This window comes from Marinactinospora thermotolerans DSM 45154 (genome assembly GCF_900167435.1).
Lineage (GTDB): Bacteria > Actinomycetota > Actinomycetes > Streptosporangiales > Streptosporangiaceae > Marinactinospora > Marinactinospora thermotolerans.
The window spans coordinates 267,871-286,851 of sequence record NZ_FUWS01000007.1; the positions used below are offsets into that span (position 1 = coordinate 267,871).

Annotated in this window: 19 protein-coding genes; 8 read left to right on the forward strand and 11 right to left on the reverse strand. The window is 71.9% G+C overall.

What is annotated here, in order from left to right:
• Nucleotides 1-40 precede the first annotated feature (40 nt).
• A complete protein-coding gene (locus B5D66_RS14660) occupies nt 41-1,021 on the forward strand; it encodes a carbohydrate ABC transporter permease (RefSeq protein WP_078762289.1) in 981 nt (326 codons plus the stop codon).
• Nucleotides 1,018-1,956, forward strand: a complete 939-nt coding sequence (locus B5D66_RS14665) for a carbohydrate ABC transporter permease (protein ID WP_078762290.1) — start codon at nt 1,018-1,020, stop codon at nt 1,954-1,956. Before B5D66_RS14660 ends, B5D66_RS14665 begins: the two co-directional genes overlap by 4 nt.
• A 2-nt stretch (nt 1,957-1,958) precedes the next feature.
• Here the strand turns inward: B5D66_RS14665 and B5D66_RS14670 are convergent, their stop codons facing one another.
• Both B5D66_RS14670 and B5D66_RS14675 read right to left on the reverse strand, forming a co-directional pair.
• Nucleotides 1,959-2,609 carry a response regulator transcription factor gene (locus tag B5D66_RS14670; protein WP_394330058.1) on the reverse strand — a complete coding sequence of 217 codons (651 nt, stop codon included), beginning with the start codon at nt 2,607-2,609 and terminating at the stop codon, nt 1,959-1,961.
• Nucleotides 2,610-2,614: 5 nt separating this feature from the next.
• Entirely contained in the window at nt 2,615-3,829 is a 1,215-nt protein-coding gene (locus B5D66_RS14675; protein WP_235001004.1) for a sensor histidine kinase, read from the reverse strand.
• A gap of 168 nt (nt 3,830-3,997) precedes the next feature.
• Between B5D66_RS14675 and B5D66_RS14680 the strand changes: the two genes are divergently transcribed.
• A complete protein-coding gene (locus B5D66_RS14680; RefSeq protein WP_078762293.1) occupies nt 3,998-4,333 on the forward strand; it encodes an SHOCT domain-containing protein in 336 nt (111 codons plus the stop codon).
• 266 nt (nt 4,334-4,599) lie between these two features.
• Here the strand turns inward: B5D66_RS14680 and B5D66_RS14685 are convergent, their stop codons facing one another.
• The gene (locus B5D66_RS14685) at nt 4,600-5,433 is read right to left on the reverse strand and encodes an NAD(P)H-binding protein (protein ID WP_078762294.1); all 834 of its coding nucleotides are present in this window, start codon (nt 5,431-5,433) and stop codon (nt 4,600-4,602) included.
• Between the two features lie 81 nt (nt 5,434-5,514).
• Here B5D66_RS14685 and B5D66_RS14690 point away from each other — a divergent pair, with 81 nt between their 5' ends.
• Nucleotides 5,515-6,459: an AraC family transcriptional regulator gene (locus tag B5D66_RS14690; RefSeq protein ID WP_078762295.1), complete on the forward strand. Its 945-nt coding sequence runs from the start codon at nt 5,515-5,517 to the stop codon at nt 6,457-6,459.
• Nucleotides 6,460-6,499: 40 nt separating this feature from the next.
• Here the strand turns inward: B5D66_RS14690 and B5D66_RS14695 are convergent, their stop codons facing one another.
• The 3 genes from B5D66_RS14695 to B5D66_RS14705 all read right to left on the reverse strand — a co-directional run bounded on the left by B5D66_RS14695 (nt 6,500) and on the right by B5D66_RS14705 (nt 8,852).
• Nucleotides 6,500-7,375, reverse strand: coding sequence for a DUF8017 domain-containing protein (locus B5D66_RS14695; protein ID WP_144390136.1), 876 nt, complete (start codon nt 7,373-7,375; stop codon nt 6,500-6,502).
• A gap of 72 nt (nt 7,376-7,447) precedes the next feature.
• A complete protein-coding gene (locus tag B5D66_RS14700) occupies nt 7,448-8,323 on the reverse strand; it encodes a fructosamine kinase family protein (RefSeq protein ID WP_078762297.1) in 876 nt (291 codons plus the stop codon).
• A 10-nt stretch (nt 8,324-8,333) separates the two neighbouring features.
• Nucleotides 8,334-8,852, reverse strand: coding sequence for a low molecular weight protein-tyrosine-phosphatase (locus B5D66_RS14705; RefSeq protein WP_078762298.1), 519 nt, complete (start codon nt 8,850-8,852; stop codon nt 8,334-8,336).
• Nucleotides 8,853-9,011: 159 nt separating this feature from the next.
• On the opposite strand from B5D66_RS14705, the gene B5D66_RS14710 reads away from it, so the two are divergent.
• The gene (locus B5D66_RS14710) at nt 9,012-9,551 is read left to right on the forward strand and encodes a hypothetical protein (protein ID WP_078762299.1); all 540 of its coding nucleotides are present in this window, start codon (nt 9,012-9,014) and stop codon (nt 9,549-9,551) included.
• A gap of 398 nt (nt 9,552-9,949) precedes the next feature.
• Here B5D66_RS14710 and B5D66_RS14715 read toward each other — a convergent pair whose 3' ends face one another.
• The 4 genes from B5D66_RS14715 to B5D66_RS14735 form a co-directional block, all read right to left on the reverse strand.
• Entirely contained in the window at nt 9,950-10,780 is an 831-nt protein-coding gene (locus tag B5D66_RS14715) for a MetQ/NlpA family ABC transporter substrate-binding protein (protein ID WP_078762300.1), read from the reverse strand.
• A gap of 612 nt (nt 10,781-11,392) precedes the next feature.
• Entirely contained in the window at nt 11,393-11,839 is a 447-nt protein-coding gene (locus tag B5D66_RS14725) for a response regulator (protein WP_078762302.1), read from the reverse strand.
• Entirely contained in the window at nt 11,836-13,494 is a 1,659-nt protein-coding gene (locus tag B5D66_RS14730; protein ID WP_078762303.1) for a sensor histidine kinase, read from the reverse strand. The genes B5D66_RS14725 and B5D66_RS14730 overlap by 4 nt, the downstream gene beginning before the upstream one ends.
• The gene (locus tag B5D66_RS14735) at nt 13,491-14,726 is read right to left on the reverse strand and encodes a PP2C family protein-serine/threonine phosphatase (RefSeq protein ID WP_078762304.1); all 1,236 of its coding nucleotides are present in this window, start codon (nt 14,724-14,726) and stop codon (nt 13,491-13,493) included. The genes B5D66_RS14730 and B5D66_RS14735 overlap by 4 nt, the downstream gene beginning before the upstream one ends.
• Nucleotides 14,727-15,259: 533 nt before the next feature.
• Here B5D66_RS14735 and B5D66_RS14740 point away from each other — a divergent pair.
• Together B5D66_RS14740 and B5D66_RS14745 are read left to right on the forward strand one after the other, a co-directional pair.
• On the forward strand, nt 15,260-15,943 hold the full coding sequence (locus tag B5D66_RS14740) for a biliverdin-producing heme oxygenase (protein WP_394330056.1): 684 nt from the start codon (nt 15,260-15,262) through the stop codon (nt 15,941-15,943).
• A gap of 34 nt (nt 15,944-15,977) precedes the next feature.
• On the forward strand, nt 15,978-16,682 hold the full coding sequence (locus B5D66_RS14745) for a TetR/AcrR family transcriptional regulator (RefSeq protein ID WP_078762306.1): 705 nt from the start codon (nt 15,978-15,980) through the stop codon (nt 16,680-16,682).
• On the opposite strand, the gene B5D66_RS14750 is transcribed toward B5D66_RS14745, so the two are convergent.
• Nucleotides 16,676-17,563: a 3'-5' exonuclease gene (locus tag B5D66_RS14750; RefSeq protein WP_327308613.1), complete on the reverse strand. Its 888-nt coding sequence runs from the start codon at nt 17,561-17,563 to the stop codon at nt 16,676-16,678. The two genes, B5D66_RS14745 and B5D66_RS14750, sit on opposite strands and share 7 nt — an antisense overlap.
• Before the next feature lie 321 nt (nt 17,564-17,884).
• On the opposite strand from B5D66_RS14750, the gene B5D66_RS14755 reads away from it, so the two are divergent.
• Nucleotides 17,885-18,850: an asparaginase gene (locus B5D66_RS14755; protein WP_078762308.1), complete on the forward strand. Its 966-nt coding sequence runs from the start codon at nt 17,885-17,887 to the stop codon at nt 18,848-18,850.
• The last annotated feature ends 131 nt before the right edge of the window (nt 18,851-18,981 follow it).

Consider the following 18,981-nt stretch of genomic DNA (forward strand, 5'->3'; position numbering starts at 1 on the left):
GCGCGTGCCGGCGCCCGGTCCGCCCACCGAAAGGGCCGGCATGGGCTTCTCCCTGCTCGAAGAACTCCCCAAGATCCTGTGGCTGGTGATCGGCGTCGCCGGGTTCGCCGCCGTCATCGGTCTGCTCCTGCTCCTGGTCGACCGCGGGCCCAAGACCCGGCGCGACTGGTGGCAGGCCGTGTGCTTCCTCGGCCCCGCGCTGCTGTTGCTGCTGCTGGGCCTGGTCTACCCGGCGATTCGCACCACCGCGCTGTCGTTCTTCGACAGATCCGGTGACAGCCTGGTCGGGTTGGACAACTACGTCTGGATGTTCACCCAGCCCGAGATCCTCACGGTGCTGCGCAACACGCTGCTGTGGGTGCTGTTCGCCCCCTTCCTGGCGACCGCGACCGGGCTGCTCTACGCGATCCTGGTGGACCGCTCGCGTTTCGAGTCGGTGGCCAAGTCGCTGATGTTCATGCCGATGGCGATCTCCTTCGTCGGCGCCAGCATCATCTGGCGGTTCGTCTACGCGGTGCGCCCCGCCGAATCCGACCAGATCGGCCTGCTCAACCAGATCGTCGTCTGGTTCGGCGGCGAGCCCCAGCAGTGGCTGCTCAACCAGCCCCTGAACACGCTGCTGCTGATCGTCGTGTTGATCTGGGTGCAGGCCGGGTTCGCGATGGTCGTGCTGTCCGCCGCGATCAAGGCCATCCCGGCCGAGATCATCGAGGCCGCGCGCCTCGACGGGACGACGCCCTGGCAGCTGTTCCGCCACATCACGCTGCCCTCGGTCTGGCCGACCGTGACCGTCGTGCTGATCACGATCTCGGTGCAGACGCTCAAGGTCTTCGACATCGTGCGCACCATGACCGGTGGCCAATTCGACACCAGCGTGATCGCCAACGAGATGTACAACCAGGCGTTCCGCTACGGCGAGCTGGGCCAGGGCTCGGCGCTGGCGGTCTTCCTGTTCGTTCTGGTCATTCCTCTTGTCCTCGTGCAGATGCGCACCAATCGACGTGCCAGGGAGCAGCGATGAGCGCCCCGACCTCCCCCGCCGCCACGGAGTCCTCGGCGGCCCGGGTCCGCCGCCGGCTGTCGGGGCGGGCCGCGAGCATCGCGGCGATCGTCATCGCCGTCGTGTGGACCCTGCCCACCTTCGGGCTGTTCGTCTCCTCCTTCCGCCCCGAGCAGGAGATCAAGACGACCGGCTGGTGGACGTTCTTCACCGACCCGAGCCTGACCCTGGCCAACTACCGTGACGTCCTGTTCGGTACGGCCAGCCAGGGCCAGTTGGCCAGCTACTTCGTCAACTCCTTCGTCATCACGTTGCCCTCGACGGTGTTCGTGGTGGCACTGGCCGCGCTCGCCGCCTACGCGTTGGCCTGGATGAACTTCCCCGGACGCGACTGGATCTTCCTCGGCGTCTTCGCCCTGCAGATCGTCCCGCTGCAGATGTCGCTGGTGCCGCTGCTCAGCTTCTTCTCCGAGGGGGTGAGCATCGGCGGCGTCCAGGTGCTGCCCGCCTGGGAGCTGGAGGGCGCGTTCCAGTTCACCACGGTGTGGGTGGCGCACACGATCTTCGGGCTGCCGCTCGGGGTGTTCCTGCTGCACAACTTCATCGCGCAGCTGCCGCGCAGCCTGTTCGAGGCCGCCCGGGTCGACGGCGCGGGGCACGGGGTGATCTTCCGGCGCGTGGTGACCCCCCTGATCGTTCCGGCGCTGATGTCGCTGGCGATCTTCCAGTTCCTGTGGGTGTGGAACGACCTGCTCGTCGCGCTGATCTTCGCCGGAGGCGGTGTGGAGACCGCGCCGTTGACGGTCCGGCTCGCCGAGATGGCGGGGACACGGGGCAACGAGTGGCAGCGCCTCACCGCGGGCGCGTTCGTCTCCATGATCGTGCCGTTGCTGGTGTTCTTCTCGCTCCAGCGTTACTTCGTGCGCGGCCTGCTGGCCGGCAGCGTCAAGGGCTGAGCTCAGCGCACCAGCCCGGCCCGGTAGGCGATGACGACCAGCTGGGCGCGGTCACGGGCGCCCAGCTTCACCATGGCCCGGCTGACGTGGGTGCGCGCGGTCGCGGGGCTGACGACGAGGCGGCGGGAGATCTCCTCGTTCGTCAGCCCCTCGCCGACCAACGCCAGGACCTCGCGTTCGCGTTCGGTGAGCGCGGACAGGTCGGGGCCGGGGGTACCGCGGGTCCGCGCCCCGCCGGCGAACTCGGCGATGACCCGTCGTGTCACCGAGGGGGAGAGCAGTGACTCGCCGGCGGCGGCGACCCGGACGGCGCGGAGCAGCTCGCCGGGGTCGCTGTCCTTGAGCAGGAAGCCCGCGGCTCCCGCGGCGAGCGCGTCGAAGACGTACTCGTCCAGTTCGAAGGTCGTGAGCACGACGACCCGGGTGGTCGCCAGCGACTCGTCGCCGGCGATCCGGCGCAACGCCGCGATACCGTCCAGGACCGGCATCCGCACGTCCATCAGCACCACGTCGGGCCGTTCACGCCGGACCAATTCGACAGCGGCGCGGCCATCGGCGGCCTCGCCCACGAACTCCAGGTCCTCCTCGGCGTCCAGGAGGACCCGCAGTCCCATGCGGATCAGCGCCTGGTCGTCGGCGACGGCCACCCTGATCCTGGTCACCCTCCTTCCCCCGCCCCGCGTAGCGGAAGCTCGGCGCGTACCTCGAACCCGCCGCCGGGGCGCGGACCGGCCCGCAAAGCGCCGCCCACCGCCCTGGCACGCTCGCGCATCCCCGTGATCCCGGTCCCCTCGACGGGCGCGGAGCGCGCCGGCCCGTCGTCGGCGACCTCGACGACGAGGTGCGTCGGCAGGTGGGACAGGGTGACCAGGATGTCGGCACCGTCGGCGTGGCGGACGGCGTTGGTCAGCGCCTCCTGGACGATGCGGTAGGCCGCGTGGCCGACCGCGGCCGGCGGGTGGGAGGGATCGCCGTGGATCTGGAGCCGCGCCCGGCGCCCGGCGGCGGTGACCGTGGCGACGAGGTCGCCGACCCGTTCCAGGCCCGGCAGCGGGGCCGGGGAGGCGGCGGGTCCCGTGGCGCGGGGTTCGCGACCGTTGTCGGGGTCGCGGAACACCGCGAGCGTGCCGCGCAGCTCCGCGAGCGCCTCGTTGCTGGTGCGGCGGATGGCCTCCAGCGACGGCGCGGCCTGCTCGGGGCGCCGGTCCAGCACGTGCAGCGCGACACCCGCCTGCATGCTGATCACCGAGAGGCTGTGGCCGACGACGTCGTGGACCTCGCGGGCGATACGCAGCCGCTCCTCGTAGAGGGAGCGGCGGAGTTCCTCCTCGCGGTCCCGGCGGGTGTTCTCGCGGCGGATCCGCACGAGGGAGCCCAGCGCCATGGCCAGCACCGTCAGCGCCAGGAACCCCACGGCGGAACGTAGCGTGGCGGGATCGGCACGCCAGGGGGAGAGGGGGCCCGACCATCCCGCGGCGATGACGGGCAGGATCAGCGCCGACCAGGGTGCCCAGACTCGCGGCGGGAGGGTCACCGCCAGCGAGAAGAGCCCCACCGCGAACAGCAGCAGGATCGGCCCGAAGGGACGGCCCGTGGCGAGGAACCCGGTGACCGCGGCCGCGGTGAGCGCGAACGCCGTGCGCGGCCATACCCGCTGTGCCATCACGCCGGCGGTCGCCACCGCCACCGCCGCATAGACGGTGACGGGCAACGGGGGGAGACGGTCGCCCGCCCACGGCGGGCCCGCGGCCCCGGGCTGCGGGCCGCCCTCGCCCATGCCGAGCTGGGCCCGCGTCGCGAACAGGACGAGGGAGCCGAGGAGGATCCCCAGCGGGATGTCCAGGGCCAGGACACGTGTGGTTCTCGGCGGCACTGCGGCACCCCCTCTCATGTGCCGGTACGGGCCGCGCTAACGACGATAGTCCTCCGCCCCTCATCGGACGTCGGCCGCCGTGCGTATCCGCGCTACGCAGCGGTGCGTAGCCGCGAAGCCGCCCGCGGGGCGACGACACGGCGGGGTTCCGCGCGCGATCATCTCCGCATGTACAGCATGTTCCTCGCCACGGGCGCGGCCGCATCCGGTGCCATCGCCCAGGCCGCCCCTTCCTGGGGCGACGGCCCGCCCTTGTTCCTGCACGCCTTCGGAGGCACCATGTTCCTGTTGTTCCTGCTGATCGGACTGGTCGTGTTCCTGTCCGTCCGCCGCCATGGGGGCCGCCCGCCGTGGGCCCGTCCGGCCGCCGAACCTCCCGAGACCAGCGCGAAACGGATGCTGGCCGAACGGTTCGCGCGCGGCGAGTTGAGCGTCGAGGAGTTCATGGAGCGTGCCAGCGCGCTCAACTGGACCCCCGGTTCCCCGCCCAAGGGCCGGCGTTGAACACTGCGGCTCCGCTCCCCCGCCCCGCGGGCCGAGGCCCGCGGGGCGGGGGAGCGATCGGGCGCCACCCGGACCGGGTGCCCCCATGGTCAGGGCCGGTCCGCCGCCTGTGGGCGGTGATCGAGCCGGGTCCACGCCGGCACCGGTCGCCTCGGCCCTGCCCCTCCGTCCTCTCCGGGCGGGTCCGGCGCCGCCCACGGGACTTCCCACCGCGCGGTCGGACCCATCCGGGCCCTCCCTCGGTCGGCCGTGAACGCACCGGCGTCTCAGGACCCCCGAACCTCGATCGACGCGGCGTAGTCGGCGAAGTCCCGGGGCTCTCGGCCCAGCGCCCGCTGGACACCATCGGCGAGATAGGCGTTCGCTCCACGCCGGATCCTGCCGAACAGCATGATGAACTGTTCGATCTCCTCGGCCGCGACGCCCCTGCGCGCCATCTCCTTCGCGTACTCCTCCTCCGTCACCGGGACGTAGCCGATGTCCCGGCCCGTCGCCCGCGCGATCTCCGCCACCGCGTCGCCGAAGGACAGCAGGCGCGGCCCGGTCAGCTCGTAGGCCTGCCCCGCGTGACCGTCATCGAGGAGCGCGGCCACCGCCACCTCGGCGATGTCCTCGGCGTCGATGAAGGGATCCAACCCGTCTCCGGTCGGCTGGCGCAGCTCCCCCGCCGCGATCCCCTCGGCCATGAACCACGCCTCCGTGAAGTTCTGCGAGAACCAGCTCGGCCGCAGCAGCGTCCACTCCGCACCGGAGTCCTGTACGGCCTGTTCGACCGTGAGGAGCGCGGGATCCCCTATCATCCACAGGTCCCGCGACGACAACAGCACCAGCCTGCGCGCTCCGCCGTCCACCGCGAGCCGGGCGAAGGCCCGCATCCGCTCCGCGGCGTCGGCACTCTGCGCATCGACCAGGTAGACCGCCTCCACCCCCGCCAGCGCCGGTTCCCAGGTCTCCTCGTCGTACCAGTCGAACCTGTGGCCGCCCGAGCGCGAGGCGGGGCGGGGGCGTGCGCCACGGCGGCGCAGCGCCTCGGTCACACGGCGGCCGGTCTTGCCGCTGCCGCCCAGGACGAGCACGTCCGTGTTCGGTGTTTTCGTCATATCCACAGCCAAACAGCGCGAACCCGGACGATCCATGGGCGGATATCTCATTTCAATGTCCAGGCGTCTAAGGTCGTCGGTATGGACGTGCTCACCGACCTCCTCTACGACCTGAACGCGCGCGGAGCGGTATTCGACCACTCCGCGCTGACGCCCCCGTGGTCGCTCCGGTTCCTCGGCGAGACCCCGCTCACCCTGGTGGCATCGCTGCGCGGTCAGGGGTGGATCGTGCCCGACGACACCGCACCGGTACCGATCGGTTCCGGTGATGTCGCGATCGTGGTGGGCCCCCGTCCCTGGACGGTCGCCGACACCGTCACCACACCACCGCGGTTCCTGGTCCGTGGTGACGGTTCCTGCCTCGCCGTGGAGGGCGAAGAGGCCCCCGGCGCCCCGGACCGCGACCACCGTGCCCCACCGGACACCGAAGACCCCGCGGTGCTGCTCATCGGTTCCTGCCGGCTGCGTGAGGAGCTGTGCGCGTGGCTGCTGGACGCACTGCCGCGGGTCCTCGTGGTTCCTCCGGACGGCCCCCGCCCCGTCATGGACCTCATCGTCGCCGAGACCGCGCGACACGCGCCGGGGCGGCAGGTCATCCTCGACCGCCTGCTGGACCTGCTGCTAGTGAGCACCCTGCGCGAGTGGTTCGCCCGCCCCGGGGTCACCATCCCGGCCTGGTACCGGGCCCTGGACGACCCCGTGGTCGGAAGGGCGCTGCGGCTCATGCACGACGACCCCGCCCACCCCTGGACGGTGGCGGAGCTGGCCTCCCGCTCGGGGGTCTCCCGGGCCACGTTCGCCCGCCGGTTCACCGAACTGCTCGGCGAGCCGCCGATGGCCTACCTCACCGCCTGGCGCGTGTGCCTGGCCGCCGACCTGCTCACCCAGACGCAGGACACCGTGGCCACCATCGCCCGACAGGTCGGATACGCCGACGCCTTCAGCCTGAGCGGCGCCTTCAAGCGCGTCCGCGGTGTACGCCCCAGCGAGTACCGCCTGGCCGCCCGTGCCGCGCCCGGTGAGTGAAGAAGGACCCGTGAGCGTCGCGGTCGCACCCCGGCGCCGCTCAGGCGATATCGGTGTCGCTGTCGCGCAGGGTCGAGACGATGGTCTCGACGACGTCCTCGCCCAGGGCGCCCTCCACCCCGGTGTGGACGTCGATGATCAGCAGGCGGGTCCCCGCGCCGTCGCCGTCGGTGGGGACCCCGACGGCGTGGACACGGGCCGTCGCCGGGTCGCAGTCGGGATCGTCCTGGCGCACCTCGACGTCGACGACGGCGTGGTGCCCGCTCAGTCCATTGGCCGCGAACTCCTCGACCGAGGCCGTGGAGACCTCGGGTTGTCCCGCCTCGGTGTGGTAGGAGGCGAGCGCCCATTGAAGGGCCGCCGCCTCGGTCATCTCCTCGGTGTCGGCGGAGTCGACGATGCCGCGCGCGCCCAGTTCTGCCAGCGATCGGTGGTCACAGCGGTATCCGTCGTGGTAACCGGCCGTCCCGCTCATGGAGACCTGGTCCCCCTCGGCTCCCTCCCACCCGCGGATCGTGGTGGGGGTGTCGACCGTCCAGCCGTCTCCGCCGGGGACCTCGTAGGTCAATCCCCACTTGGCCACGCGGACCGCGGTCCACCCTTCCTGAAGGGTCGTCTCGGCGGGGGCCTCCGCCGGGGGCCGTTCCTCCTCCTGGGAGGACGGGGTCTCCTCCCGTGTGGGGGCCGCGGCCTCCTGCGAGGAGCCGCCCTGCGGGGGAGAGGCGACCGCCTCCCCCGTGTCTTCGCGCAGGGTGATGACGACCACCGCGCCCGCGACGATGAGCACCGCGGCGAACACGATGGCCAGGACCGCCGCCATCATGGGGCTCACGCCCCCGGCCGCGGGGCGTCGGGGCTCGTGCGTGGCGGGCCGCTCCCAGCCACCGCCCCTCGGATCGTGTCCAGGCCAAGTCACGGCCCCGACTCTAGAGGATCGACGCGCGCCCGTTCCGCACCGGTACGGCCCGGGAGCCGGGCGGCCGGGGTCTCAACCGGCGTTCAGCGCGGCCCGGGCCGCCTCCAGCGCCGTCGTCCGGTAGGCCGCACCGTACAGGCAGACGTGCACGAGCAGGGGGTGGAGCTGGTGCAACGGGACACGGGCGCGCCACCCCGAGGCCAGGGGAGCCGCCTCGTTGTAGGCGTCGCGCACCCGGTCCAGGTGGGGGAGCCCGAACAGCGACAGCATCGCGAGGTCGGTCTCGCGGTGGCCCCCGTGCGCCGCCGGATCGACGGCCACGGCGCCGTCGTCCTGCCAGATCACGTTGCCGTTCCACAGGTCGCCGTGCAGGCGCGCGGGGGGCTCCGGGGTGCCGGCCAGGTCATCGATGGCGTCGAGGACCTTCTCGACGAGCCGCACGTCGGAGGCGGTGAGCGCGCCCCGATCGGCCGCCCGCCGCAGGTAGGGCCGGACGCGCTGCTCGGCGTAGAACTCGGGCCAGGAGTCGTGGGGGGTGTTGTCCAACGGCAGCGGACCGATGTAGCCGTCCCATTCGGCGCCGAAGGAGTCCGCACCGGCCAGGTGCATCGCGGCGAGGGCGTGCCCGAAACGTTCCGCGGCCTCCGGGGAGGGGGCGCTCTCCTCCACCCAGTCCAACACCAGCATGGTGTCGTCCCAACCGGCGACCGCGGGGACCGGCGCCCCGAAGGAGCGCCTCAGCCAGCCGAGGCCGAGCGCCTCGGCCCGGAAGAGTCCGACCGGGACCCCGTCGGGGTCGTGCCCGGCGGCGGCCTTGACGAACAGTGGGGAGGCGTCGGCGCGTTCGGCCCGGTAGAGCTCCCAGGTGTGGCTGGTGCCCAGGGGGATGACGGTGGCGACGTCGCGCCCGGTGAGCCCGGCGACGCGGTCGGCGATCGAGGACGGCACGGCGCCCCTCCTAGTGCGGGCCGAGCAGAGCGGTCAGTTCGTCGGTGAGCCCCTTGGCCGCGGCCTCGATCATGCTGAGCACCGCCGTGAAGCCGTCGTCACCCCCGTAGTAGGGGTCGGGGACCTCGGGGTTGGGCCCGACACCGGGGGCGAAGGAGCGGAACAGCCGAATCCTGCCCTCGGCGACGTCCTCGTCGGGCGCCAGGGCGCGGAGGTCGGCGAGGTTGTCGGTGTCCATCGCCAAGATGAGGTCGCGTTCGGCGAACCAGCCCGCGTCGAACTGGCGGGCGACGTGCTCGAACGTGTAACCGTGGACACGCAGCGCGGAAGCCGCGCGTTCGTCCATGGCCGAGCCGATGTGCCAGTCGCCCGTGCCCGCGCTGTCCACGGACACCTCGTTCGCCAGGCTGGCCCGCTCCAGATCTGCGAGCAGTACCTTCTCGGCCATCGGGGAGCGGCAGATGTTGCCGAGGCACACGAAGCAGATGCGGTACGGACCTTCGGGGTCACGGGGTTGGGGCAGGCTCATGTGTCCCACGGTAACCGAGTTCCCCTCGGGAGACGGGGACCCGGCGCGGTCGGGTCCGGATCGGGGTGCTGCGCCGCCGGGTCCGGTCTCCCCGGCCGCCTTCGGACCGTGTGACGCCGTGGTTGGTCTTCTGTCGGCCCCCGCCCCTACAGTCGCCCCATGGCCCTCTCACGTCGCCGCGCGATCGCGCTGGCCGTCGTCGTTCCCACCGTCCTGATCGCCCTGTTGGACGGGTGGCGGTCGTCCTTCCTGTCCTGGCCGGTGACGCTGGTCCAGGTGGCCGTGACGGTGGGGGTGGTCGTACTGCTGCTGCGCGTCGCCCTGCCGGGTGTGGCGTCCCGGGCGGCCACGATGGCCGTGTTCCTCCTCGGCTGGGGCGTGGTGGTGCTGGCCGCGGGCGCGGGCGAGGCGGTGGCCACCCTGGTGAACAACGAGTTGGCGCTGGGTGGGATCGCCGTGGGGGCGGGCACGGAGCCGTCGTTCGGGTGGTTCGCCTACACCCCGCTCGGACCTCAGGCGCACGGCGGCCTGAGCATGGACGCCGACTACGCTTCCCCGTCCCCTTTCGCGGGTTCGCTGCTGCCCCACGGCACCGCGGCCCTCGCCCTGGGGCTGGGCTGGGTGTCGGGCGGGGCCGGCGCCCTGGCCTACGCTCGCACCGCCCACCTGGAGCGGGAGGACGGGACCGCCTCCTCCTGATCGCGCTCCCGGTGTCGTTCTCCGCGTCCGGCGGCCCGCGCGATCCGGTCCCTCATCGCCGGAGGCGTCGCCGGAACCGGGCATCGGGGCCGCGTCCGACGCGCCCGCCCGCCGTGGCCGGACGGGCGCCCGGCACCGGCCTGGCCCCGGCGCGTCGAGGTTCGGATCCCCGGTCCCGGGCGGGGGCGCTGTTCAGTAGCGGGCCGGTGGGGGCGTCCCCGACCACCGACGGCGTCCCGTGGCCCGCGGGCGTGGACGAACGCGGTCCGGCCCGGTGGCGGCGCGCCGGACCGGACGAGCCGCGTGGGGAGCCGCCGTGTCACCGGCGCCCCGGACAGGAGAAGCGGCCGTCTCCCAGGAGGGCCCGGTCACGCCTTACCGCGGGCGGCCGGGGGTCTTCAGGACTGTCCGGAGGCCACCGGGATGACCGTGCCGCTGTACTCCTCCTCGATGAACCGGGCGACCTCCTCGGAGGTGAGGATCTCGGCGAGCTTCTGTACCCGCGGGTCGTCCTGGTTGTCCTGGCGGGCGGCGAGGATGTTGATGTAGGGGCTGCCCTCGTAGCGTTCCAGCAGGATGGCGCTCTCGTTGGCGCTGAGGTCGGCGTCCAGGGCGTAGTTGGCGTTGACGATGGCGGCGTCGACGTCCTCGAGGGAGCGCGGGAGCTGGGCGGCGTCGATCTCGCGGAACTCCAGGTCCTTGGGGTTGTCCTCGATGTCCGCCAGGGAGAAGGAGCTCTCCTCGATCCCCTCGGCCAGGGTGATGAGCCCGCCCTCTTGGAGCAGCAGCAGCGCCCGGTACTCGTTAGTGGGGTCGTTGGGCAGCGCGACGGTGGCGCCGTCGGGCAGCTCCTCGACCGAATCCACGGTGAAGGAGTACAGCCCCAGTGGCGGCAGGTAGACCTCGGTCACCGGGACGAGGTCGGTGCCGCTGTTGGCGTTGTAGTCCTCCAGGAAGGGCGCGTGCTGGAACAGGTTGGCGTCGAGCTCGCCTTCGGCGAGGGCGGCGTTGGGGGCGTTGTAGTCGGCGAACTCCTGGATCTTCAGGTCGAGTCCGGCGTCGGCGGCGAGCTCGTCGCGGACGAATTCCAGGACCTCGCCGGCGGGGACGGCGGTGGCGCCGACCGTGAGGGTGTCCTCTCCCCCTCCCGCCTGTTCCGAGGGGGCGCCACAGGCCGCGAGGCCCAGGGCGACGGTGGCTCCCGTGACGGCGGCGGTGATGCGGCGCATGGCGTTGTGCTCCCTGATGGGTCGGACGGGGATAGACGGACGGCCGCCGTGGAGGAACCGCGGCGGCCGAATTTCCTACTTGTCCGATCATATTTAGGTAGGAACAAAACGGAAACATCGGGACGAAGTGACCTTGGTCATTCCCCTACCAGCGCCGATCGTCCCCTCCGCCACCGACGCTTCCCTGATCACGGAGGGCGGCGTGGGCTCCTCGCCATCGGCGGCCCCGCATCGTGGGGTACCCGGGGCACCGGCCACCGGACGCGTCGTCGAGCGGCTCGGCGGAGGTGGTGGCGCGCCGAACACCCGTGACCGGACCGTCGTAGACGAGGCCGGCCGTCACCGGGTCCCGCCTCCACGTGCCGGTCCGGCGCGCTGCGCGGATGCCGGGCTCCCCGCCGGAGAACCGGCGCTACGACGGCGGGGCCGCGTCGCCGAGGACGCGGGCGGACCGTCCGGACCGGCGGATGTGACGGGCCGCCCAGAACTCACCGGGACGGGCGAGCCGGCCCGGACCCCGTCGCGGTGGTCGCCCATGGCGAGTCCCGCCGGGATGCGCCGGGGAGCGTCATGTCCCGGAGGGCATCACCCTCCGGGCTCCGGCTCGGCGGGTCAGCCCCTGGGAAGCCGTACGACGGTGACGAAGAAGTCGTCGATCTGGCGCACCACGTTGATGAACTGGTCGAAATCGACCGGCTTGGCCACGTAGGCGTTGGCGTGCAGCCGGTAGCTGCGCAGGATGTCCTCTTCGGCCTCGGAGGTGGTCAAGACCACGATCGGGATGTGGGCGAGCGTCTCGTCCTTCTTGACCTCCTCCAGCACCTCGCGCCCGTCTTTGCGGGGAAGGTTGAGGTCGAGCAGGATCAGGTGCGGACGAGGTGCGTCGGCGTACTCTCCCTCGCGGCGCAGGAAGCGCAGCGCCTCGACGCCGTCGGAGACCACGTGCAGGCGGTTGCCCACCTTGTGCTCCTCGAACGCCTCCTTGGTCATCAGGACGTCACCGGGGTCGTCCTCGACCAGCAGCACCTCTATGGGTTGCACCATCGTGACCTCGCTCATTCCCTCAGTCCTTCGTTTTCTCCGCCGACCTGGGCCATCGGCCCGGAGATGGTGACGACGTCCTCGGTCGCCTCGTCCTCCCTCTCGACGTCGGCGGGGAGCGACCAGCAGATGCGGGTGCCCGGTTCGTCCGATTCCGCGTCCAGCCAGATACGGCCGCCGTGGAACTCCACGATCTTCTTGCACATGGCCAGACCGATACCGGTGCCGCCGTACTTGTCCCGCGTGTGCAACCGCTGGAAGATCACGAAGATGCGTTCGGCGTACTGCGGCTCGATGCCGATTCCATTATCGGCGCAACAGAAGACCCATTCTTCCCCCTCCTGGCGAACGCTGATGCGCACCCGTGCCGGCTCCTCACCGCGGAACTTCACGGCGTTGCCGATGAGGTTGAAGAAGACCTGGGTGAGCAGGGTCCGATCGCCCTGGACCACGGGCAGCTCGTCACCGGTGACGACCGCGTCGGCCTCCTCCAGCGCGGAATCGAGGCTGCCCAGCGCGTCGTTGAGGGCCTCGTTGAGGTCCACCGGGGCGAAGTTCTTCGTCCGGCCGACCCGCGAGAAGGCCAGCAGGTCGTTGATGAGGGTCTGCATGCGCTTGGCGCCCTCGACCGCGAAGTCGATGTAGGAGTCGGCCCGCTCGTCGAGCTGCCCGTGGTAGCGGCGTTGCAGGAGCTGACAGAAGCTGGCGACCTTGCGCAACGGCTCCTGGAGGTCGTGGGAGGCGACGTAGGCGAACTGTTCCAGTTCGAGGTTGGAGCGGCGCAGCTCCTCGGTCTGGCGCTCCAGCAGCTCCGACTGCTCCTGGAGGGTGCGCCGGGCGGTGCCCACCTCGTCGAGGTCGCTGACGATGCGCTCGCGCATGGCGTCGACGTCCCGGCCGACCCGCTGGATCTCCGGTGGCCCTTCGAGGATGATGCGGTGGGCGTAGTAGCCGTCCGACACCTGCTGGAGGTGGCGGCCGAGCTCGTCGAGCGGACGCAGCACCCAGTGCTGGAGCATCACCCACAGGAACACGCACAGCACGGTCACGACCACGCCCACCAGCATGAGCAGGGCCACCACCTGCTGCGTGGCGTCGGTCAGCCCCTCCTGGGCCGAGACGAGCTCCTCGGCGATGATCTGCTCGGCCTCGGTGGCGGCGGAACGCAGGTCGCCGAAGCGTTCGCGGCCCAACCGGTAGTCCTCGGCGGTGACCTCGTCGCCGGCCTCGACCTTGTCCAGGGTCGGCACCGCGAAGTCGTCGTTCCACGCCTCGCCGGCCGCCAGCAGCGCGCCGATGGCGGAGTCGATCTGTTCGTTGTCCCCCGCCACCTTGCGCAGCGTGGGCAGGCTCTCCTCCAGCGCGGTCCGGCCCTGCTGGTAGGGGGTCAGGAACTCCTCGTCCCTGGTGAGCGCGTACCCGCGCACACCGTTGTCCTGGTTGAGGTAGGCGGCCATGGCCTGCTGGACGGCGCTTTGGGCCGGGGTCAGCTGTTCGATCTGGCGCATCAGCGCGTCACGCGCCTGGACGACGCTGATGGTGATGGTGGCCATCGACGCGATCAGGACGACCGCGACGGAGGAGAGGAGGACGGTGACACGGCGCCGCAGGGTCCAGGGGCGACCGTCCGTTTCCGGCGTCTTCGCGGCGCCGGTGACGGCGAGTCCGCTCATCCGACGTCCCCGTGCGTCACCAACAGCATGGCCACGTCGTCTTGGAGCGGTCCCCCGTTGTACCGCTCGACCTCGTCGACCAGTCGTTCGGGCAGGTCCACGATCGAGACTCCCCTGTTCAGTACGGTGCTCAACGTCCGGCCCAGTCCTTCGACGCCCAGCCGTTCGGCCCCCTCCCCGGCGTGGGCGTCGACCAGGCCGTCGGTGTAGAGCATGAGCGTGGCGCCGCGCGGGAAGGGGAACTCCTCGACCTCGTTCTCGGGTTCGGGGAACACCCCCAGCGGCGGGCGCGGCGTGGCCTTCGTCTCCACGACGGTGTCGGTGATCAGCAGCGGTGGCGGGTGGCCGAACAGGCGTACCCGCGCCGACTCGCTGCCGGTGTCCAGGCTGACCTGGCACAGCGTCGCGTACATCTCCTCCTGCGCCCGTTCGCTGACGAGGATCTCCTCCAGCGCGGGCAGCAGCGACGTCTCGGGGACCCCTCCCATGACCAGGGCGCGCCAGGCGATGCGCAGGGAGACGCCGAGGGCGGCCTCGTCGGGGCCGTGTCCGCTGACGTCGCCGATGATGACGTGGGTGGTGCCGTCCTTCTCGACCGCGTCGAAGAAGTCGCCGCCCACCAGGGCCCGCTTGCGTCCGGGACGGTAGAACGAGCGGTGACTGAGCGGAGAGCGTTCGAGCAGCACCTGGGGCAGCAGCCCGCGCTCCAGGCGCATGTTCTCCCGGGCGTACAGCTCGGCCTCGCGCAGTTGGCGGGCGTTCTCGTCGGAGCGCCGGCGTTCGACGGAGTAGCGCAGGCTGCGCGCCAGCAGCGACCCGTCGACCTGCCCCTTGACGAGGTAGTCCTGGGCGCCGGCGGCCACCGCCGCGGCGCCCTCGTGCTCGTCGTTGAGACCGGTCAGCACGACGACCGCGGCCGAGGAGGCGGAGGTCAGGACCTCACGCAGCAGGTCCATCCCACCGGCGTCGGGCAGGTTGAGGTCGAGCAGCACGCATCCTCGGAAGCCCGGCAGGTGCCGGCGGGCCTCCTGCAACGTGGCGACCCAGGTGATGTGAACGCTCAGCGCGGTGTCGGCCAGCAGCTCCTCGACGAGGAAGGCGTCCTGGGGGTCGTCCTCGACGAGGAGGACGTCGACCGACTCGATGGGAGCGGCCATGGAACGCGTCATCGCGTCACCGTCGAGGTGCCCGGCTCCCTTCGATCCCGCGGTGGGATCATCCGTCACGGCCATGGGGTCGTGTTGCGTTTCCCTAATATCCACACATCGCCTCTACGTCGACCAGTTCTTCGGCGCTCGGTGGCGCCGTCGTCATGGTTTTCCGACGCCCGAACCCCTCCTCTTCGTCCGCGCGGCGGTGCCGGACCTCGGTCCTGGCACTCACCGGAGACTGCGGCCACCCGCTCAGCGAGGCGTCAGCACGCGCACTTCCGCGGCAGCCAAGACGATAATGGCCCGGATCGTCCCGTTGCCAGGTGGAGTGCGCCAGAGACACCCAACGCCCACCTCGGGAACCTCCGCGCTCGATGCGCCCGTCGCCGCGTCGTTTCCGTCGCAAGGATACCGCCCTCACGACCGTACGAACGGGCTGGTGGCGGCGAGGCTGCCACAATCCGGTGCCTCTTGTGCCACCTGCCACCCCTTCCGCGTTACCGACACATCGTCACCAAACCCTTGACAGGATCACCGACCTTGCTGACATCATGTCGCAAACGCGGTCGTTCCGTGGCACGTGCCCTTCCCCGGACACGCGCCCGAACCGGAAGGTGCCCGACGTGAACGCAGGATCCCCCCGAGCCTCCTCCGTCTCCCTCTCCCGGCGCCTGCGGGACGCCACCAGTGACGAGCACGACAGCGCCGAACAGCACGGCTTCACCCGGGCGCTCCTCGAAGGACGGGTCCCCCTCTCCGGCTACGCCGAGATGGTGGCCCAGCACTACTTCGTCTACGCCGCGCTGGAGGAGACCGCCGCCGAGCTGGCCGACGATCCCATCGTCGGCACGCTCCTGTCCCCCGCGCTCGACCGCGTGCCGGCGCTCGAACGCGACCTGGAGGCCCTCCACGGCCCCGGCTGGCGCGGACGTGTCACCCCCGGCCCCACCACCGCCGCCTACGCCGACCACATCCGGCGTACGGCCGCCCGCCCCTCCGGTTACGTCGCCCACCACTACACCCGCTACCTCGGCGACCTGTCGGGAGGCCAGTTCATCGGACGGGCCGTGCAGCGCGCCTACGGCCTGCGGGACGGACACGGCGTGGGGTTCTACGACTTCGGCGAACTCGGCTCGCTGCCCCGCTTCAAGAAGGGCTACCGGGCCCGGCTCGACGCGCTACCGCTGCCGGAGGCCGAGATCCGCCACACCCTGGACGAGGCACGCCTGTCCTACCGGTTCTCCACCGGGCTCCTGGCCGATCTCGGCCGGGGCCTGCCCCCGGAACTCGTCGCCTGACCCCCCGCCCTCACCGGCGTGGCACGATAGCGCCATGCCCAAGATCTCGGCCCCCACCATCGCCGCCCATCGGGCGCAGATCCGCGGACGCATCCTCGACGCGGTGGCGACGCTCACCCGATCACAGGGCATCGACGAGATCTCCATGACCGAGGTGGCCTCGGCGGCGGGGATCACCCGCACGGCGCTGTACAACTACTTCCCCGACAAGGCCGCGCTGCTGCTCGCCTTCACCGAGCAGGTCACCACCGGCTTCGTCCGCCGCTACCAGCGAGAGCTTCCCCACGGCGCCGGGGCCGCGGAACGGCTGTCGGTGTTCATCCGCTTCCAGCTGGAGGGCATCGTCGAGCACCCCCATCCGGCGGCGGCCGAACTGGGCGCGAGCCTGGGCCCCGACGCCTACCAGGCCCTGGCCGAGCACGTCGCGCCGATGCAGCGCCTCATGGTGGAGATCCTGCGCGAGGGGGCCGAATCCGGGGAGTTCGCGGACCTGCCGGCCGAGGCCACCGCGAAGCTCGTGTTCGCCATGATCGGGGCGCAGCGGGTCCCGCTGCTGCACGGCGGAACCGGGTTCGACGACGCCCACGCGCTGGTGACCACCTTCACGCTGCGGGCGCTGGGCGTGGCCTCCTCGACCGCCGAACGGGCGGTGCGCGACGCCATCGGGCGCAACAAGGGGGCACACGAGGAGTCCGGACCGGTCCGGGCCCACCGGGCCGGACCTCCCTCCGCTCAGTAGGCGCGCAGCCGGCGGGTCAGCGCCGCCACGGCGGCGGCGGTCGCCAGGGCCCCGGTCAGGGCGGCGGTGGCCGACGCCCGGTGGCTGCGGCGACGGCGTTCCCGGGCGGCGGCCACCGCCGCGGCCCGTTCCTCCTCGTCGAACCGCCCCCCGCACATCCGCGGGTCCAGCTCCAACGGGCGCCACAGGGAGGGCCAGCGGCTCAACGCCTGCACGGGGGCCTGCCTGGCGACGCCGTCGGCCAGGCGCTGCTCGACGCCGTCGACCCTGCGGCGCGGCTTGAGCCGCGCCCCCTCGGAGCGGCCCGGCAGCTCCACCGGTTGCGGCCCGACGTAGCGCAGCTCCCCCGGCGCGTTGCACAGCAGCTCGGCCAGGAGCTGGGCGCAGGCGCGGGCGTCCCCCAGCGCGGTGTGCTGCCCGGTCGGCCAGTGTCCGTTGAGCGCGTGGCTGGCCCGCGGCAGCGAGTAGCGCTTCAGGTCGATCTGGGCGCGCAGCGTCCGCAGGGTGCACAGTCCGGGCATGTCGGCGGGCAGACCCAGCGGGACGAAGTCCGCGGTGAGGAAACGCTCCTCGAAGTCGAGGTTGTGCCCGACGAGGACCGCCCCGGAGAACAGCTCGGTCAGTTCGCCGACGATGTCGCCCGCGGTGGGAGCCCCGACGACGTCACCGTCGGCGATGCCGTGGAACTCCTGACCGGTGACGGGGATGCGGGGGTCGACCAGGGTGGTGAACTCGCGCAGGACCGTGCCGTCACCGCGCATGCGGACCACCGCGATCTCGCAGACCTTCGCGCCGGAACCGGGTTCCAGGCCGGTGGTCTCGACATCGACGACGGCGTAGTCGAGCTCCCGCGCCAAGCGGCCGGCGCGACCACGCGTCAAGGCCCCCAGGCGAAGTGCTCGCCGGGTGGCACGCCCATCGTGCAGCACGTTCGTCCCCTGTCTGTCGCAGCGGCCTTTCCGACTCCGGACGCCCGCGCCGGATCCTCCCGGCCGGGCCAAGCCCCGACACTACCCGCTGGCGGCGACGAAACCCGTCAAACAGGCACGTGGCGGCACCTGGGGGAGATCGCCGTCACCACCGGCGCTGCCGGGGCCGCGGACGCGCCGCCGCCGGGCGGCGTCTATGCTCTGGCCTGGCCGGCACCCCGCCGGCGCCGGGCCAGCGCCATGGCGTCCCGGCGGATCGTTCGAGGAGTTCCCATGTCCGAGGCCCCGCCCGCCTACGTCCCCCTCGCCGAGGTCATCCGATCCGGCCTGCGCGAAGGGGTGCACCACGGTGCCGTGGTGGGAGTGGACTCCGACGGCACCGTGGTCCGGGCCCGCGGTCCGGTGGACGCCCCGATGTTCCCGCGCTCCTCGGCCAAGCCGTTCCAGGCTCTGGCCTGCCTGCGCGCCGGGGCGCCCCTGTCGGGCGCGGCCCTGGCGATCGCGGCGGGCAGCCACAACGGCCAGGACTTCCACGTCGCCGAGGTGGAGCGGATGCTGGCCGAGGCCGGTCTGGCGCCCTCCGCGCTGCGCTGTCCCGAGGACTGGCCGATGGGGCGGGCGGCACGGGACGAGCTGGTCCGTTCCGGCGGGGCGCGGAGCAGGCTGCTGATGAACTGCTCCGGCAAGCACGCGGCGATGCTGACGGCCTGCGTGCGGCGGGGCTGGGACACCGACACCTATCTCGATCCCGCCCACCCGTTGCAGCTGCTCGTCCGCGAGGTGATCGAGGAGTTGTGCGGCGAGCCGGTGGCCCACACCGCCGTGGACGGGTGCGGCGCCCCGCAGTTGGCGGTGTCGTTGACCGGCCTGGCCCGTGGCATCAACGCCATGGTCCGCGCGCCGCAGGGCAGTGCGGAGGCGGCCGTGATCGCGGCGATGCGGGACTTCCCCGAGTACGTCGCCGGCGACCGGCGTGACGACACGGTCCTGATGCGCCGGCTACCGGGACTGGTCTCCAAGATCGGCGCCGAGGGCGTCATCGTGATGGCCACCTCCGAGGGGCGCACCGTCGCGGTCAAGATCGCCGACGGCGACCCCCTGACCCGTTGCCGGACGATGGTCGCGTTGAGCGAGCTGGCCGCCATGGGCGTGGACGTCTCCCCCGTCTCCGACCTCCTCAGCGGCGACGTGCTCGGGGGCGGCGAGCCGGTCGGGGTGATCCGCCCCATCCCGGCCTGACCCGGGCCGGGCCGCGCGCGAGGCGGAAACAGGCCGGCCACGACGCGCGTTGAGCACGATGTGGCCGGACCTCCCCGGCGACATCTCGGACAAGCGCGTCCACGGGGACGCGGTGGCGGCAGGTAGGGAGA